Raw genomic sequence first — 17,600 nt, forward strand, 5'->3', positions numbered from 1 at the left:
TGATATACGCGGCCTATCGCGCGATAGGAAAATCGTATCGCCGCACCCCATGGCCTGAAACCGACAAGCCGCACCCCCAAAGGGGATGCGGCAGCCACCTTTCCGGGCTTCAGGGGTCGTCAGCCCAGATGGTAGGTGTCCGGGATGCCATAAACCGGGGTGGCGATCCCCTCCATCCGCGCCTTCAGTTGCAGCGACAGGTATTGGGAATAGTGGCGCGACTGGTGCAGGTTGCCGCCATGGAACCACAGCGCCTCTTGCTGCGTCGGCTTCCACATGTTGCGCTGCTCGCCCACCCAGGGGCCGGGGTCTTTCGGCGTGTCGGAACCAAGGCCCCAGCATTTGCCCACCTTGTCGGCCACATCCTTGCCGATCAGATCCGCCGCCCAGCCGTTCATCGAGCCGAAGCCCGTGGCATAGACGATCAGATCCGCCTCCAGCTTGGTGCCGTCGCTCAGGATCACGCCGTCTTCCACCACTTCGGCCACATCGCCATGCGCCAGCTTGATCTTGCCGTCGATGATCAACTGGCAGGCGCCCACGTCGATGTAATAGCCCGAGCCGCGACGCAGGTATTTCATGAACAGCCCCGATCCGTCAGAGCCCCAGTCCAGCCAGAACCCGGCCTTTTCCAGCCCGTCGTAGAAATCCTTGTCCTTCTCGCGCATCTGGTCATAGAGCGGAATCTGGAATTCGTGCATGATCTTGTAGGGCAGCGAGGCGAAGATCAGGTCGGCCTTGTGTGTGGTCATGCCGCCGCGCACCGCCTTTTCGGAATACAGCCCGCCCAGCCCGATATCCATCAGCGTATCCGACTTGACGATATGGGTCGAAGACCGCTGCACCATCGTCACATCGACATCGTTTTCCCACAGGGCGGCGCAGATGTCATGGGCCGAGTTGTTGGCCCCGATCACCACCGCCTTCTTGCCGCGCCACTGATCCGGGCCGGGATGCTGGCTGGAATGGTGCTGATCACCCTTGAACCGCTCCATCCCCTTGAAGGTCGGCACATTGGCCTTGCCCGACATGCCGGTTGCCAGAACCAGTTGCTTGGGCCGCAGCGTGACCTCTTCGCCGTCACGGTCCACCACCACCGTCCATTCCTGCGTCGCCTCATCGTAATGCGCGGATTTGCAGGTGGTGCTGCCCCAGAAGTTCAGCTCCATGATCTTGGCATACATTTCCAGCCAGTCGCCGATCTTGTCCTTGGGGGCAAAGACCGGCCAGTTCGGCGGGAAGGGCAGGTAGGGCAGATGGTCATACCAGACCGGGTCATGCAGGCAGAGCGACTTGTAACGGTTGCGCCAGCTATCGCCGGGGCGGGGGTTCTTTTCGATGATGATCGTGGGCACGCCCAACTGCCGCAGCCGCGCGCCCAGCGCAAGGCCCCCCTGCCCGCCGCCGATGATGACGGTATAGGGCTGCACCGTGTAGCCCAACTCGCGCGCTTCCTGCTCGCGTTCCTCCAGCCAGCTTTGCTTGTTCTTGCCTGCGCCATGTTTCGCGCCCAGCGGGCGGTTGAAGCCAAGGGGCTCCTCGTGCCCCTTCAGCTCGGTCATGGTGGTCAGCAGCGTCCAGATCAGATCGCCCTTCAGGCGGATCAAGCCAAAGCCGCGCGCCACATCGGTTTCAAAGCTGATCCAGGCGGTGGTGACGCCGCCGTCTTCGGTCGCCACTTCGCCGTCTGCGATGCGCCAGTTGCGCGGCTTGGTGGTGGCCAGTTGATGGGCCAGCATATCGGCGACCTGATCCTTCCCCTCCATCGTCTTGAGGTTCCAGGTAAAGGCGATCAGGTCGCGCCAATAGCAATCGTCCTGAAACAGCGCCGTGGCGCGGGCAATATCACCCGCCTCCAGTGCCGCGCCGAGTTCGGACAGAACGGCGGTGACCGCTTCGTTGGCGGTGGTATCGAGCATGGTTTCCTCCCTGAAAATCGCTCTCCTCTGCGGACAGATTGGCAGCAAGGGCGCCGGAGTCACCTGCTATGCGGGCCGGTTGGCACGCAGCGTGCAGAAAGGCGGGGGCGGCGTTGCAGGCGCAACGGCATGCAACACGCTGCTAGGGCGCAAGCCCCAGCCGGCGCATCCGCCGCAGGATGGTGGAGCGATCCACCCCCATGCGCCGCGCCGCCTGCGCCATGTTGCCGTTGCAGGCAGCCAGAATGGCGGGCAGGTCGTCCTCGGGCTCCGCCGGGGCAGAGAGCGCGGGGGTGGGCAGATCCGGCAGGTCGATCACCGGCTGGTCGGCCAAGGCCACCGCCACATCCAGCACATTGCCCAATTCGCGGATATTGCCGGGCCACGGTCGCGCCTGCAATTCGGCCCGGGCAGCGGGCGACAGGCGATAGCTTTCCGCTCGCCCATGGGTGCGCTGGCGCAGCAGCCGGTCCAGCACCCAGTCGAAATCCTGCCGCAGCCGCAGCGGCGGCACGGTCAGCGTGGCCACAGCCAGCCGGAAGAACAGATCCTGCCGGAACCGCCCCTCGCGCACCGCCTGCGCCAGATCCGCAGGGCTGGCCGAAATCACCCGCAGCTTGATCCGTCCCGCCCCCTGCGTTTCCGCCTCGATCAACAGCTGCAACAGGCGCCCCTGCAACGGCATCGGCAGATCGGCGAGATTGTCCAGAAACAGCGTCCCGCCTTCGGCCACCGCCAGTTGCGAGCCGGGCAGCAGCGTCTCGTCCAACTGCCGATCCGACAGCGCGGCGCAGTTGAGCGTGACAAAGGGCCGCCGCGCCGGATCGCAGATGTGGATCGCGCGGGCCAGCCGTTCCTTGCCGCTGCCGGTTTCACCCCGGATCAGCAACGGGATCGCGGTTGGGGCCAGCCGGGCGGCATCGGCCAGCAGGCGGCGGATCGCAGGGTCAGCGCCGCCAAAGCTCTGCAGTGCGGCAGGCAAGGTCGATGCCGGGCCGGGGCGCGGCATCGGCCCGCGCTGCGGCGCAATGGCATGGCCGAACAGCGCCCGCCCGTCGGCCAGTTGGACCAGCCGTTCCTCGGTCGGGCGGCCGCGCATCAACTCGGGCAGATCGTCAATCGACAGGTTGAAGAACCGATCCAGCGGCTGCCCGATCACCGGCCCGCCCTGGGGCGCCAGCGTGGTTTCGGCGCCATGCGTCATGCCGATGATCCGCCCTGATCCGTCCAGCGCGATTGCCGCCTCGGGGTCCACATCCAGAAATTCGGGCAGGGTGGAAAAGCGCAGCACCCAGTCGCCCCGCGTCATCGCCATCAGGTTCGCCATCTCGATCCGCCGGGCCGAGGCTTTCACTAGGCTCAGCGCCATGCTCTGGCTGATCTTCGGTTGGGGGGATCGCAGCAACGAGATGTCCAGCACCGCCGCCAGCACGCCCGAAGCATCGAAGATCGGCGCGGCGGTGCAGGACAGCGGCGTATGCGTCAGGTCGAAATGGTCGGTCTGGTGGATGGTCATCGGCTGTTTCGTCACGATGCACGAACCCACGCCACAGGTGCCCGCCAGACTTTCCGACCAGTCGGAGCCGAGGTAAAGCCCGGCACGGCGCAGGTCATCCTCAAAGCGCGGGTCACCGAAGAAATCCACCGTCACGCCTTTGGCATCGGCCACCAGCAGCACATAGTTCTGCCCCGCAATCTGGCGGAACAGCGATTCCAGCCCGCTGCGGGCAATGGCGATCAACCGTTCGGATTGTTCGCGGTGTTCGCGCAGCCTTGTGTCGGTGACGATATGCGCCGGGCTGGGGCGCGCCGGGTCCAGCCCGTATTGTTCGACGCAGCGCCGCCACGATTGCGCAACGATACTGTCGCGGCTGCTTTCGCGCCCCGTCAGAACCAGATCAATCTCGCGCACATGTTCCCGGTCCCGCATGGCAGGCTCCTCCCCGGCTGGGGCAAGGATGCCAGCGCGGGCAGCGCGGGGGAATGCGACCTAGGTCGCGGAAAACCGGCGCCGCAACCGGGCGCCCAAGGCCCGCAGATCCGCCATCAGCGCCGCGCGGGTGAAGCTTTGCCGCGCCTGCGCCACCCCGCACAGCCGGTAAAACCCCAGCGCCACCAGCGCCGAAATCGCCACCGAAGTCAGCGCATCGCTGGCGAAATGCCGGCCCAGCCCGATGCGCAGCCCCAGCGTCACCCCGATCAGCCCAGCCCCCGTCAGCAGCCCCACCAGCCGCCCCCGCCAGCCCAGATGCGGCCAAAGCAGCACCAGAACCGCGAAGGCCACGGCAGAAGACAGCGCCGTCTCGCCCGAGGAAAACGAACAGTTGCTGGCGCATTGATCGGTAAATTGCAGCACCGGGGTAAACAGCTTTTCGCCCCCGAACTCGATCACATTGGCCGGGCGCGCGCGGCCCGAATGTTCCTTCAGGATCAGGTTGACGATCAGCCCCGGCCCGACAAGAAACACCCCCGACAGGAACAGCCAGTTGCGCAGCCCCGACTGCGGGCGCCGCCGCAGGATCACCATGACCAGCGTTGCCAGCACGACGCCATAGGCCAACAGCTCCAACACCTTTTTCAGCGCGGCGTTGAACGCACCCGGCGCCGGGGTGAGCGTCAGCCAGAACCGCCCCTCGGCATCGGTAAACGCGCGCGAGATCGCCAGATCAAGCGATGGCGCTGCGGCGAACAGCGCAAAGACGCCCAGCAGCAGCACAAGCGCCACGATCAGCAGCCGGGTATAAAGCGGGTCTTTCATGGGGCAGGCACCAGACAATCGGCGGGAAGCAGGCTCAGGGTGAAGGCGCGGCCTTCGGCGAAGCCCGGCCCGGCGGTCCAGTGATCGACCAGCAGCGGCGCGGTGCCGGGGCGGCAGGTCGGCGGCTGGTCCCCCTTGGCCAACAGCACCACCGGCGCCGTGCCGCCCGGGTAAGGGCGCGTCAGATCCCAGTGATGGCGCGGCGCCCCGTCAAAGGGCGCGGCAAAGACCTCCGGGCCACCGGCGCGCACCTGCCAGCTCAGATCCGCCAGCAATTCGCGGTCGGCGGACAGGATCACACCTGCACCGTTTTGCTGCGCCAAGGCGATGGCGCGCTGCGACACCTCGGCGCGGCCCAGATAGCGATCCAGCATCAGTTGGCCGTTGGGCAGGCGCAGCGTGGTGCCTTCGATCTTCAGGATCGGCAGGGCAAGGCTCAGCGCCAGCCCCAGCGCAAGTGACAGCGCGCGCAGCAGCGGCGCCCGTTCCAGCCGCGCGGCGGCGACCAGACAGCCTGCGATCACAAAGCCCACGCCCCAATTGGCCAGCGCCCGGCTGGTCACCGCCTGCACGACCACAATGCCCAGCACCAGCGCCGAGGCCGCCAGCAGCCCGCGCAGCGCGCCAGACCCCCGCCCCGGCGTCACCAGCGCCAGCAACCAGGCGCCGAACAGCACCGGCCCCATGACGGCAAACTGCTCGGCCATGAATTTCAGCCCACGCAGCGCGTCCAGCTTTGGCCCCGCCCATTCGGCATCGGCAGCCAGATGTTTCGCCGTCACGAAGCCATGCGCCGCCACCCACCACAGGTTCGGCGCAATGGTGGCAGCAAAGACCAGCGCCGCAATCCCCAGATCGGCGCGGCGGATGCGCCAATCGCGGCTGACCAACGCGGCGGCAACCATCCCCGCCATGGCATAGACCATCGCATATTTCGCCAGAAAGCCGAGCCCCAGCACCAGCCCGAGCGTGACCGCCAGAAGCGGCGCCCCCTGCCCGCGCAGCGCGCGCGCCGCCAGCACATGCTGCATCAGCAGCCCCGCCGCGATACAGGCCAGCAAAGGCGTATCAGTGGACACCAGCGCCGACCCCAGCGCCACGGCAGGCAGCGTGGCATAGGACAGCGCCGCAAAGCCCGCCACCCGGTCCGACGCGATACGCAACCCCAGCGCCAGCACCAGAAGGGCCGTGATCCCGTGCAGCAGCGGCGCCACCAGACGCACCGCAAATTCGGTCTGCCCGAACAACTCGGTCATCGCGCGGATCAGCCAGCCGATCAGCGGCGGCTTGGAAAAGGCACCAAAGGCCAGATCCTGCCCCCAGAACCAGTATTGCGCCTCGTCGGTGTAAAGCTCTGTCCGGTCGAACCACAGGGTGATGACGCGAAACGCGGTCAGCAACAGGATCGCCGCAATCGCCAGCCTGCGGCCCGGTGCCCCCGCCTCAGGACGCACGGCTCATCTTCTGCTTTTCGGCATGGATCAGCCACAGATTGCGGATGTAGATCACAAGGCCCGTCGATTGCCCCAGCACGAACACCGGGTCGCGCCGCCACAGCGCATAGGTGAACAGCACGATCCCCCCCGCCAGCGAGAAATACCAGAAGGCCACCGGGATCACCGATTTCTTCTGCCGCTCTGACGTGATCCACTGCACGATGAAGCGCATGGTGAACATCAACTGCCCGGCAAAACCGACCATGACCCAGGTGAACTCGGTCCAGTTTTCCACATGCAGGGCCGACCAGACGGCTTCAAGGCTCATTGCGCGCGCTCCATCGGGGTTAGTTCGCCGGGCCGCGCCAGCTTGCGACGACGGATCAGCCAGGCCACGCCCATCAGATCGGTGATCCCGACAATGGCCCGCCCGAAATTGGTGTATTTGGACCGGCCTGCCTCACGCGGGGCATGGGTCACATCGACATGCGCCACGGTCCAGCCATCGCGGGTGAACAGCGCGGGCAGATAGCGGTGCTGGTGGTTGAAGAACGGCAGCGCCAGATAGGCGGCCCGGTCAAACGCCTTGAGCCCGCAGCCGGTATCGCGCGTGCCATCGTTCAGCACCCAGGACCGCAACCCGTTGGCAAAGCGCGAGGCCAGCTTTTTCGACAGCGTATCCTGCCGCCCGACGCGCTGCCCCGCCACCAGCGCCAGACGCGGATCGCGGCCCGGCGCCATCAGCGGCGCAATCAGCGCGGGCAGGTTTTCGGGCGGGTTCTGGCCATCGCCATCCAGCGTGGCAATGACCGGCGCCCGCGCCGCGATCACGCCGGAATTGACCGCCGCCGATTGCCCGCCCGCCCGGTCATGCGCGATCACCCGCAGCGGTGGCAGCCCGGCGGCCTGCGCCTCGGTCGCAAGGCGCAGCGCAATCGCCCGCGTCTCGTCGCGCGATCCGTCATCGACCAGCACGATTTCATAGCGCAACCCCTGCGGCAGCGCCGCGCGGATCGCAGCGACCAGCGGCCCGATATTGGGCGCCTCGTCCTGCATCGGCACCACGACCGACAGGTCCGGCGCCCCTTCGGCACGCCGGTCCGTGCGCTCGGCAGCGGGAGAGAAGGTATTCATACTGTCGTTTTCCAACCGGCGGTTCGCGGGTTCTATAGCACAGCCACGAAACGGCCAAAAGACAGCAGGTCTTCAAGTCAGCGGCACGGGCGGAAAACCTGCCTGTGGCCCGACGGCACAGCGCGGCCTCATGGCTTCACCTGCGATTCGCGTGGGGCCCAGCAGATCCTGACGACACTGCTTTGATACTGCAGGTGCCCCTTGGCTGCACGGCTTGGCCTTGGTCTGTTTGCTGTCCCCATGATGAAAGGCATCTTCAGCCCGGAAATTCGCGCAAAGCCCCTTGGCCCAGGTGATTCGCATGATCCGTTCCTGTGCAGCCCAGAACCATGGCGTAACGGCGGCGCAGCAGGCATTCCGCAGCCGATGGTCACGGATATGGGCCAGGTTCCGCCCGCCCGGCGCCAGAAGTTGCGTCATGTCAACAAAGGGTCGCGCCGAACGTGCTAAACTGAAGGCGTCAGAGATCAGAGGAGGAGAAACACTCATGGCTGCGAAATCCCAGAAGACCCCGATGGATGCGATGGCGGCGTTGATGCCCGGCGCATCGACCGCTGCCGTGTCCGCGCTCATTCGTCCGCAGGCGAAAATGATGGAAGCCCTGCTGAAGCAGAATATCGAAGTGCTGGCCTTCATGCGGGCCCGGTATGAACGCGATCTGGGCCTTGTGTCACGGATGGCCGATGCCACCGAATCCGGCGAGGTGATGTCGCTCTGGTCCGAGTTCTGGCAACGCACCTTGGCCGATTACGGGACCGAGACCAACAAACTGGCTGCCTCGGTGTCGGAAATCGCGCAGCAGGCGGTGCGCAGCGCCACGGAAGAGGCCGCGGCTGTCGGCGCGACCATCAAGCCCAAGAGCTGAGACATGCAGGACGTGACGCAGCGGCGCAAGGCGCGGCAACGCAAGGCGCAAGGCGAAGCCGCACCCCGGGCTTTCGGGGATGTGACACCCACCGCCCCGGCTGTCCCTGCCGCTGCGCATCTTCCCGCCCTGCGGCCCGAAGAACCGGGCAGGCAGGCGGCAGAAGACGCGTTCCTCAATCTCGACCGGCTGATCCATGCCCGGATCGGGCAGGCGGCGGGTGGGCTGTCGCCCATCGCGCTGCACGCCGCATGGGCCGATTGGGCCCAGCATCTGGCGGTATCGCCCGGCAAGCAGCTCGAACTCGCTTGGAAGGCCGCGCGCAAATGGCAACGGCTGATGGGGGTGCTCACCTGCCAGATGACGGATGCCGCCCGCAAGGACGATGCCCCCGCCGCCTGCATCACGCCCCTGCCGCAAGACCGCCGCTTCGCCGGGCCGGAATGGCAGCGCTATCCGTTCAACCTGTGGTCCCAGAGCTTTCTGCTGACACAGCAATGGTGGCACAATGCCACGACCCACATCCATGGCGTCGATGACCGGCACGAACAGATCGTGGAATTCTATGGCCGCCAGTTGCTCGACATGCTGGCGCCGTCCAACTTCCCCACCACCAACCCCGAGGTGATCGAGCGCACGATGCGGGAAGGCGGGCAGAACCTGTTGCGCGGCGCGGCCTTTCTGGCCGAAGACGCGAAACGCATGATGGCGGGCACGGCGGATGGCACCGACGCCGCATTCAAACCGGGTAAAACCGTTGCCGCCACCCCGGGCCGGGTGGTGCTGCGCAACCGCCTGATCGAACTGATCCAGTATGCCCCCACCACCGGCACGGTGCATCCGGTGCCGCTGCTGATCGTGCCCGCATGGATCATGAAATATTACATCCTTGACCTGACGGCGGCCCATTCGCTGATCCGCTGGCTGGTGGCACAGGGTTTCACCGTCTTCTGCATCAGCTGGAAGAACCCCGATGCGGGCGACCGCGATCTGGGGTTTGACGATTACCGCGAACTCGGCGTGATGGCCGCGCTGGAGGCCGTCACCCGCATCACCGGCGCGCACAAGGTTCATGCGCTGGGCTATTGCCTTGGCGGCACGCTGCTGTCGGTTGCGGCGGCGGCGATGGCGCGCGATGGCGATGACCGTCTCGCCTCGCTGACCATGCTGGCCGCACAGGTGGATTTCACCGAAGCGGGCGAGCTGTCGCTGTTCACCTCGGAAGCGCAGCTTGCGCTGCTGGAAGACATGATGTGGGAGGATGGCTACCTAGACAAATCCGCGATGGCGGGCACCTTCAGCATGTTGAAATCACAGGATCTGATCTGGTCGCATATGGTGCGCGAATATCTGATGGGCGAACGCGAGGCCGCCAGCGAGTTGGGTGCGTGGAGCAAGGATGCCACGCGGATGCCCTACCGGATGCATTCGGAATACCTGCGCCGGATGTTCCTGCAAAACGACTTGGCCGAAGGGCGGATGGAGGCGGGCGGGCGCCGCGTCTATCTGCAAGACATCGGCGTGCCGGTCTTTGCCGTGGCGACGGAACATGACCATATCGCGCCGTGGAATTCGGTCTTCAAGCTGACCTATCTTCTGCCGGGCGAGGTGACCTTCGCGCTGGTCTCGGGTGGGCACAATACCGGCATCGTGGCGCCACCGGATTCGACGCGGGCGCGTTACAGGCTTCTGGGCCATCACGCGGGCGAGACGCATCCGGCGCCAGAGGATTGGGCCGCTTCGGTGCCGCAAGTGGCGGGCACCTGGTGGGCCCCTTGGGCCGACTGGCTGCACCGCACCGGCGGGCCGGAAAGCGTGGCGCCCCCGCCGATGGGCGACGCCGACGCCCCGCATCACGGCCCCGCACCGGGCCGCTACGTGATGCAGGGCTAAGGCTCAGCGCATCCAGGGCAGATCGGGGCCAAGCGGCACGATGCGCGACGGGTTCAGCGCGGCAATCGAGTAATAGCCGCGTTTGATATGGTCGATGCTCACCGTGTCGCGCACCCCCGGCAGGGCCAGCACCCGCTCCATGAAAGCCTGCAGATGCGGGTAATCGGCCACGCGCCGCAGGTTGCATTTGAACAGCCCGTGATAGGCCGCGTCAAAGCGCACCAGCGTGACAAAGGCGCGGATGTCGGTTTCCGTCAGCGCGGCGCCATGCAGGAAGGCGCGCCCGTCGGACAGCCGCACCTCCAGCGCGTCCAGCGCGGCGAACACATCGGCAAAGGCCTCGTCATAGGCGATCTGCGTGGTGGCGAACCCGGCGCGATACACACCGTTGTTCAGCCTTGGATAGATGAAGTCGTTCAGCGCGTCGATCTCTGCCACCAGACCGGCGGGGCGCAGATCGGGGCCAGAGGCCAGCGCACCAAAGCCGCTGTTGAACATGCGCAGGATATCGGCGGATTCGTTCGATACGATGGTGCCGCGCTGCTTGTCCCACAGCACCGGCACCGTGGCGCGGCCCGAAAACACCGGGTCGGCGCTTGTATAGATCTCGTGCATGTAGGTGGCGCCGTTCAGCGTATCGCGGTCTGCCCCCGGGTAATCCCCGAAGCGCCAGCCCTGTTCGGTCAGCGCCGGTTCCACGACAGAGACCGAGATCACCGCCTCCAGCCCCTTCAGCTTGCGGGCGATCAGCGTGCGGCTGGCCCAAGGGCAGATCAGTGCGACGTAAAGGTGATAGCGCCCGGCCTCGGCCTTGAAGCCGCCGTCGCCGGTCGGCCCCGCCGCACCATCCGGCGTGACCCAGTTGCGAAAGCTGGACACCTGCCGCACGAAGCCGCCCTTTGCGTCCTTCGCCTGCACGGGTTGCCAGTTTTCAACCCATTTGCCGTTGACCAGCATCTCAGGCCCCTTTCCGTTCAACAAGGATCGGGGTGCCCCACGGGTCGGTCAGATCGGCACTGCCTGCGCGGGCGACAATCGCCGCATGGTCCGCCGCATCGGCGCGCAACGTGACACTGGCCAGCCCGGTGGCCGGAAAGCTGCGCGGGCCCGCATTGCGGCTGTTCCAGATATTGCCCGCGATATGGTGGTGATAGCCACCCGAGCCGAAGAAGGCCGCGCCGGGGTAATGCGCCATGATCGGCATCCCCACCGTATCGCGCCAGAATGCCTCGGCCTGCGGCACCGCGCCGACCTGCAGGTGAACATGGCCCACCACGGCATCTTCGGGCGCGCCAGTCCAGCGGCCATCGGCGGCTTGGGCGAGCGCGTTCAGATCCAGCGCATCCGTCGCCATCTTCACCTGCCCCGCAGCATCATACCAGGCGCTGCGCGGGCGATCGACATAGACCTCGATCCCGTTGCCCTCGGGATCGGCCAGATAGATCGCCTCGCTGACCAGATGGTCCGAGGCGCCTTGCAGCGGCACCCGGCTTTCAGCGGCATGGATCAGCCAGCGCGCCAATGCCGCCCGTGACGGCATCAGGAAGGCTGTGTGAAACAACCCGGCCTCGCGCGGGGTAGACCGGCGGGCGTGGCGATCCCCGCGCAGTTCCACCAGAACATTCCCGCCTGCGCCCAGCCGGACGGTTTCACCCTCCGACGACAGGCGCGCAAGGCCAAGCGCGGTTTCATAGAAGGCGGCAACTTTTGGCAGATCATGCACCGTCAGGGTGACATGGCCGATCTCAATGGGGGCGGATGCAGTGGACATGGCAGTCTCCGGTTCAGGCGAAAGGGGAAGCCCCGGCGCAGCGCCGGGGCCAGCAGTCAGATACGGCGGTCAACGGCATAGGCGCCGCTGCCCAGCAGCGATTGCGCGATCAGCACGATTGCCCAGAAGGCCGGATATTCCCAGCCGCCATTGGGGTTCGAGAAGAAGAAACCCGCCGGCACATGCACGAACCACGCCGCCCCCAGCAGCACCGGCACCAGTGCCAGCGACACGATGCGGGTGCGGAACCCGGCAATCAACGCCAGCCCGCCCAGCACTTCGACAAGGATGGTGATGTAAGCCAGAAAGCCCGGCAGCCCGATGGACTGGAAAAAGCCGACAGTGCCCGCCGGGGTGAAGACAAAGATCTTCAGCGCCGCATGGGCAAGGAACAACCCGCCCGTGGTGACACGCAGCAGCGTGGCGGCCAGATCGGCAGAGCGGGTTTCGGTATGGATCGTGGTGGTCATGGTCATCTCCTGATGTCTGGGGCTTGGCCCGATGAGAAGAAGATGCGCCGATTCCCCTCAAACAACAATTCAGGAAGATAGAAGATGATTGCTTCCGAAATGGAATGTATCAGCGCAGCGCCTTGGTCAGAAAATCCACCAGAACCCGCACCTTGGCGGGCAAATGCCGCCCCCCGGGATAGAGCGCATGGATGCCCAGCGGGGGCGGCTCGAACGCGGCCAGCACCTGTTGCACCCGTCCGGCGGCCAGACTGTCCGCCGCCACGAAATCCGGCAGACAGGCGATGCCCAGCCCGGCCTCTGCCGCGCAAAGGCAGGCCGAGGCGTTGGAAAAGGCCAACCGCCCGGCCACCGCCACCTTTTGCCCCTGCGCGAAAGGCCAGTGATGCGGATCGCGGAAATTGGTGTCGATGATGCAGGCATGGGCCGCCAGTGCCGCAGGCTCCGCTGGCGCAGGCAGACGCGCCAGATAGCCGGGCGCCGCCACGCAGAGCATCCGCGCCACGCCCAGTTTGCGCCCGATCAGCGTGCCATCGCCCGGATTTCCGACCCGGATCGCCGCATCGAAGCCTTCATCGACAAGGTTCACGATCCGGTCGGCAAACTGCACATCCAGCGCGATGTCGGGAAATTCAGCGGCAAAGCGCACCAGCACCGGCGCCAGCCGGAGCGTGCCGAAGCTGAGCGGTGCCGTCAGGCGCAGCCGCCCGCGCGGGGCGACGGCGGCATTGCGCGTCTCGGTTTCCAGATCGTCGAACGCCTCGATCAGTCCGCGCAACCGCTCGGCATAGGCCTGCCCGGCCTCGGTCAGGAACAGCGCGCGGGTGGTGCGGTTCAGCAGCTTCACGCCCAGTTCCGCCTCCAGCCGCGCCACCAGCTTGGACGCCTGACCCGAGCTTGTGCCCAGCCGTTGCGCCGCCGCCGCGAAGCTGCCGGTTTCCACCACCTTCACGAACATCCGTTCGGCGTTCAGCCTGTCCATCGCCGCCCTTTCCTGCCCCGCCCGCCGCAGCATAGCCGGGGCAGCGGGCGCAGGCTACGGGGTGTCAGGGCCCGTTCCGAAGGCCCAGCGCCCCTGCCCCAACAGCGGCGAGGCGCCGTCCAGCGCCAGCGGGCTGCGCGAAAAGCGGATCGGGGTGCGCAGACCAGGGATGCCTTCGGGCGCCACCCGCAGCCCGCGCGCGGCGATCTGCGGATGCTCCAAGGCCTCGGCCACCGTGTTGATCGGCCCGCCCGGCACGCCCGCCCCTTCCAGCGCCGCGATCAGATCGGCCTTCACCCAAAGCGCCGTGCGCGCGGCCAGCAGCGGCGCCAAGACCGCGCGATTGGCCACGCGGGCCGGGTTGGTGGCATAGGCCGGGTCTTGCGCCAGTTCCGCCACGCCCAGCACGCCGCACAGCGCCACAAACTGCCGGTCATTGCCGCAAGCGATGATCAGATGCCCGTCGGCCGAGGGGAACACCTGATAGGGCACGATGTTCGGATGGGCATTGCCCAATCGTTTCGGGCTGTTGCCCGACACAAGATAGTTCATCGCCTGATTGGCCAGCACCGCCACACCGCAATCCAGCAGCGCCAGATCGACATGCTGCCCAAGGCCCGACCGCGCGCGTTCTGCCAGCGCCGCCTGCACGCCGATCACGCCATAAAGCCCGGTGAAGATGTCGATCCAGGCCACACCCACCTTCTGCGGCTCGCCCGCAGGTTCGCCCGTCAGATCCATGATGCCGCACATGCCCTGAATCAGGAAATCATAGCCCGGCTGCGCCGCCATCGGCCCGGTCTGGCCAAAGCCAGTGACGGAAACATAAACCGCGCGCGGGTTCAGTGCGGCAACGCCCGGATAATCCAGCCCGAACTTCTTCAGACCGCCCACCTTGAAATTCTCGATCACCACATCGGCCTCGGCCACCAGCGCCTTGACGCGGGCCAGATCGGCCGGATCGGCGAAATCGCAGGTGACCGAGCGCTTGCCCCGGTTCGCCGCATGGAAATAGGCCGCCACCTTTTCCGTCCCGCCCTCGGGCAAATCGCGTTCCAGAAAGGGCGGGCCCCAGCTGCGGGTATCATCGCCCTGCGGGCTTTCGACCTTGATGACCTCGGCGCCCAGATCGGCCAGCGTCTGGCCGATCCACGGCCCGGCCAGAATGCGCGCCAGTTCCACCACTTTCAGCCCGGCCAGCGGCGCCTGACCGCCCGGCACTACATTCTCCGCCATCCGGCTGTCTCCTTGATCTGCGTTGCAGCCCAGCGATAGCGGATCGCGCCCCGTGGCGCCAACGCTGGCTGGCCAACTATCTATGCGCAAAACGCATAGATCACCCCACCCGCTGCCCCGCGCGATAGCCTGATGGCGTCAGCCCGAACATCGCCTTGAACAGCCGCGAAAACTGCGCCTGATCGCTGAACCCGAACTTGTAGGCGATCTCGGCCATCGCCGGGCCTTGCGCCGTCTGCAGCGCATCGCGCGCCGCATAAAGCCGCTGCTCGCGGATGAACTGCGACACGGTGGAGTTTGCGTCGCTGAACAGCTCGTGCAGATAGCGCTTCGAGATGCCGCAGGCATCGGCCACCATTTCGGGCGACAGCGCGGGGTCAGACAGGTTGCGGCGGATCACCTGTTCCGCCCGGCGCAGATGCGCGGCGCGCACGGCACTGCGCACGCCGCCCTCCGGCTCCACCTGCCGGTCCAGCGCCAGCGCCAGAAGCTCGATCAACTGCCGCCCCAGCACCTCGGCGACATGTGGTTCTGTTGCGGGCAGATCCTGCAACTGGCGCAGCGTCGATGTGAACAGCCCCGCCACCCCTTCGCGCCCGTCGATCACCGCCGCACAGAACCTGTCGGGGTCGCGCAGGCGTTCGGCCAGCACCGGCTTGGCCACTTTCAACACGCACAGCTCGTTCGGCGCCCCGTAGGAAAAGCGATAGGGCTCGTCGCCCCGCTCCAGAATGAACCCGCCCGGATCGCAGCGCACCTCGCGGCCCAACTGGCGAAACTCCACCGGGCTGCGGCGCGGGATGGTGATCAGGTATTCTTCGTCGGCCGCCCCCGAAATGTGGTTGGGCCGCCGTTCATATTGCATCGGCTCGGTCGCCAGCCGCGACAGCGCCGCGACCCCCAACTGCCGCCGCTCCAGCCGCCCGCTGAAGGTGGCAGCGTCGCGGAAGCTCAGTTGCAGCGGAAAATAGGCCTCGGCGATCACGCGATTCCAATGCCCCGCGCGTTGCGCCGGTGCGATGCCATCCGTGGTTTGCGCCGATAGCCCCATCCGCAGCTTCCCCATCCGCCTGCAAGAATCGGTAATGATCGCGCCGAGTCCAATCAAGAAAATTTCGTGACACTTCGCCCTCACCGCACCCTGCGGCAAAAGCTTGTGCGCGGACAGACAAATCCGCGGCCCGGCTGCACGGAAACACAAATCATTGCGCGCCCGGCTGCAAGATCGCCCCGCCGATTCGCGTCAGTCTTTCCCTCAGAACCATGAGGCCGGACAGCGGCACGGAGAACAGGGAGACGACCAGACACCGCTTCGGCGGCCCTGTCCTTTGTTGCCGCACGCCTCCCCAGCGAAGGAAAACAGGGATGACACGACGCAAGGTAGATCCGATCACGCTTTCAGTGGTGCGGGGCGTGCTGGAAACGACGCAGCGCGAAATGACGCTGACACTGGAACAGACGGCGCGCAGTTCGGTGTTCAATCTGGCGCATGACTATTCGACAGCGCTGTTCAACCACACGCCGGAAATGATCCTGCAAGGGCAGGACATCCCGATCCACCTCGGTTCGCTGATCCCTGCCATGAAATCGGTGGCGAAGTTCTTCGAGGGCGAGATCCACGAGGGCGACCTGATCCTGCACAATGATCCGGCCTATGGCGGCAGCCATATCATCGACACCTGCATGTATTACCCGGTGTTCTACGAAGGCGAACTGGTGTTCTGGACGGTCTGCAAGGGCCACCTGACCGATATCGGCGGCCCGGTGCCCGCAGGCTATAACCCCAACGCGACCGAAATCTATGCCGAGGGCCTGCGCATCCCGCCGGTCAAGCTGTGGGACAAGGGCAAGCCGCGCCATGACGTGATGAACCTGCTGCTCACCAACATGCGCGCCCGCCGCGATCAGGAGGGTGACTTCAACGCGCTGATCGGTGCCTGTCAGGTGGGGGCGCGCAATCTCATCAACCTGATGAAGAAATACGGCAAGGAGATGGTGCAGGACTGCATCGCCGAACTGCTGGATATGGCCGAGGCGCATATGCGCAAGCTGATCGCCGAAGTGCCCGACGGCACCTATTCCGGCACGGCCATTCTCGAAGACGCGGGCCATGGCTTCGGGGATTTTGAAATCACCGCCACGGTGACGATCAAGGGCGACGGCTGCCATATCGAAATCGCCTCGCCGCCGCAGATCCCCTATTTCATCAACAGCTACGAAGGGAACAGCCATTCCGGCGTCTATCTCGGGCTGATGATGTTCGCCCAACTGCCGCCGCCCTATAACGAGGGCCTTTACCGCTGCGTCACCACCGACATGGGCCCCAAGGGCACACTGTGCAACGCCAAGTCGCCAGCGCCGCACATGAACTGCACCACCACGCCGATGGAAACCCTGACCGATGCGGTGCGGCTGGCCTTTGAACAGGCCGCGCCCGCCAAGGTTTCGGCCAGCTGGGGCCATGCCAATGGCTGCAACATCGCGGGCTGGGACAAGCGGCATGACGAAGAATATGTGACCATGGTGCTGGCCTCGATCATCTCGGGCGCGGGTGCCACCGCCAGCCAGGATGGCTGGCACGCCTGTGGCCCGGAATGCTGCTTTGGCGCCCTCACCTCGGGCGACATTGAAATGCTGGAACACAGCTACCCGATCATCATCCACCGCTACGGGTTGATGGAGGATTCGGGCGGTGCGGGCCGCAATCGTGGCGGATCGGGCACCTGCTGGGAGGTCGAACCGCTCGATAGCCCGATGACCCTCATCACCTTCGGCGAAGGCCGCCGCATCCCCGCCATGGGGGCGGCAGGCGCCAAATCCGCCCTCATCCCGCCCAAGGTCGGCCGGTTGGAGGTCACCCGCAACGGCGCCACCCAGATCATCACCGACAACGTGATCGAAACCATCCAGCCCGGCGAGCGCGCGGCCAACCGCAACCCCGGCGGCGGCGGCTTCGGCAACCCGTTCGAGCGGGACGTGCAGAAGGTGGTCGAAGACGTGCGCAACGGCCTCGTCAGCCTCGATGGCGCCCGCCTGGATTACGGCGTGGTCATCACCGACCGCGACAGCCTGACGGTGGATCACGCCGCCACGGCAAAGCTGCGCGCCGCCTGATCTTCATTTTCTGTTCAAAAAT

General features: G+C 65.9%; 15 protein-coding genes. 3 read left to right on the forward strand and 12 right to left on the reverse strand.

The window, feature by feature from the left end:
- Positions 1–119: 119 nt before the first annotated feature.
- The 6 genes from BMX43_RS03445 to BMX43_RS03470 form a co-directional block, all read right to left on the reverse strand.
- A complete protein-coding gene (locus BMX43_RS03445) occupies positions 120–1,919 on the reverse strand; it encodes an NAD(P)/FAD-dependent oxidoreductase (protein WP_091296751.1) in 1,800 nt (599 codons plus the stop codon).
- 142 nt (positions 1,920–2,061) lie between these two features.
- Positions 2,062–3,849 carry a sigma-54-dependent Fis family transcriptional regulator gene (locus BMX43_RS03450; RefSeq protein ID WP_091296754.1) on the reverse strand — a complete coding sequence of 596 codons (1,788 nt, stop codon included), beginning with the start codon at positions 3,847–3,849 and terminating at the stop codon, positions 2,062–2,064.
- A gap of 60 nt (positions 3,850–3,909) precedes the next feature.
- Entirely contained in the window at positions 3,910–4,677 is a 768-nt protein-coding gene (locus BMX43_RS03455) for a phosphatase PAP2 family protein (RefSeq protein ID WP_091296756.1), read from the reverse strand.
- Positions 4,674–6,131, reverse strand: a complete 1,458-nt coding sequence (locus BMX43_RS03460) for an ArnT family glycosyltransferase (RefSeq protein ID WP_091296759.1) — start codon at positions 6,129–6,131, stop codon at positions 4,674–4,676. Before BMX43_RS03460 ends, BMX43_RS03455 begins: the two co-directional genes overlap by 4 nt.
- Complete coding sequence (locus BMX43_RS03465; protein WP_091296762.1) at positions 6,121–6,441, reverse strand: lipid-A-disaccharide synthase N-terminal domain-containing protein; 321 nt, start codon at positions 6,439–6,441, stop codon at positions 6,121–6,123. Before BMX43_RS03465 ends, BMX43_RS03460 begins: the two co-directional genes overlap by 11 nt.
- Positions 6,438–7,247, reverse strand: a complete 810-nt coding sequence (locus tag BMX43_RS03470) for a glycosyltransferase family 2 protein (protein WP_091297175.1) — start codon at positions 7,245–7,247, stop codon at positions 6,438–6,440. Before BMX43_RS03470 ends, BMX43_RS03465 begins: the two co-directional genes overlap by 4 nt.
- Before the next feature lie 487 nt (positions 7,248–7,734).
- On the opposite strand from BMX43_RS03470, the gene BMX43_RS19435 reads away from it, so the two are divergent.
- Positions 7,735–8,112 carry a phasin family protein gene (locus tag BMX43_RS19435; protein ID WP_175482007.1) on the forward strand — a complete coding sequence of 126 codons (378 nt, stop codon included), beginning with the start codon at positions 7,735–7,737 and terminating at the stop codon, positions 8,110–8,112.
- Between the two features lie 3 nt (positions 8,113–8,115).
- On the forward strand, positions 8,116–10,005 hold the full coding sequence (locus BMX43_RS03480; RefSeq protein WP_091296767.1) for a PHA/PHB synthase family protein: 1,890 nt from the start codon (positions 8,116–8,118) through the stop codon (positions 10,003–10,005).
- Between the two features lie 3 nt (positions 10,006–10,008).
- Here the strand turns inward: BMX43_RS03480 and BMX43_RS03485 are convergent, their stop codons facing one another.
- From BMX43_RS03485 to BMX43_RS03510, 6 genes are all read right to left on the reverse strand, one after another.
- Positions 10,009–10,962, reverse strand: coding sequence for a glutathione S-transferase family protein (locus BMX43_RS03485; RefSeq protein ID WP_091296770.1), 954 nt, complete (start codon positions 10,960–10,962; stop codon positions 10,009–10,011).
- Position 10,963: 1 nt separating this feature from the next.
- Positions 10,964–11,776 (reverse strand): VOC family protein, encoded by an 813-nt coding sequence (locus tag BMX43_RS03490; protein ID WP_091296774.1) that lies wholly within the window; start codon positions 11,774–11,776, stop codon positions 10,964–10,966.
- A 56-nt stretch (positions 11,777–11,832) separates the two neighbouring features.
- Positions 11,833–12,246, reverse strand: coding sequence for a DoxX family protein (locus BMX43_RS03495; protein WP_091297178.1), 414 nt, complete (start codon positions 12,244–12,246; stop codon positions 11,833–11,835).
- A gap of 109 nt (positions 12,247–12,355) precedes the next feature.
- Positions 12,356–13,228: a LysR family transcriptional regulator gene (locus tag BMX43_RS03500; RefSeq protein WP_091297181.1), complete on the reverse strand. Its 873-nt coding sequence runs from the start codon at positions 13,226–13,228 to the stop codon at positions 12,356–12,358.
- A gap of 54 nt (positions 13,229–13,282) precedes the next feature.
- A complete protein-coding gene (locus tag BMX43_RS03505; RefSeq protein ID WP_091296777.1) occupies positions 13,283–14,464 on the reverse strand; it encodes a CaiB/BaiF CoA transferase family protein in 1,182 nt (393 codons plus the stop codon).
- A 100-nt stretch (positions 14,465–14,564) separates the two neighbouring features.
- Positions 14,565–15,515, reverse strand: a complete 951-nt coding sequence (locus tag BMX43_RS03510) for an AraC-like ligand-binding domain-containing protein (RefSeq protein ID WP_091297184.1) — start codon at positions 15,513–15,515, stop codon at positions 14,565–14,567.
- A 314-nt stretch (positions 15,516–15,829) separates the two neighbouring features.
- Between BMX43_RS03510 and capB the strand changes: the two genes are divergently transcribed.
- The gene (gene capB / locus BMX43_RS03515; RefSeq protein ID WP_091296780.1) at positions 15,830–17,578 is read left to right on the forward strand and encodes a caprolactamase subunit beta; all 1,749 of its coding nucleotides are present in this window, start codon (positions 15,830–15,832) and stop codon (positions 17,576–17,578) included.
- The last annotated feature ends 22 nt before the right edge of the window (positions 17,579–17,600 follow it).

The organism is Gemmobacter aquatilis, assembly GCF_900110025.1.
Classification (GTDB): Bacteria; Pseudomonadota; Alphaproteobacteria; order Rhodobacterales; family Rhodobacteraceae; genus Gemmobacter; species Gemmobacter aquatilis.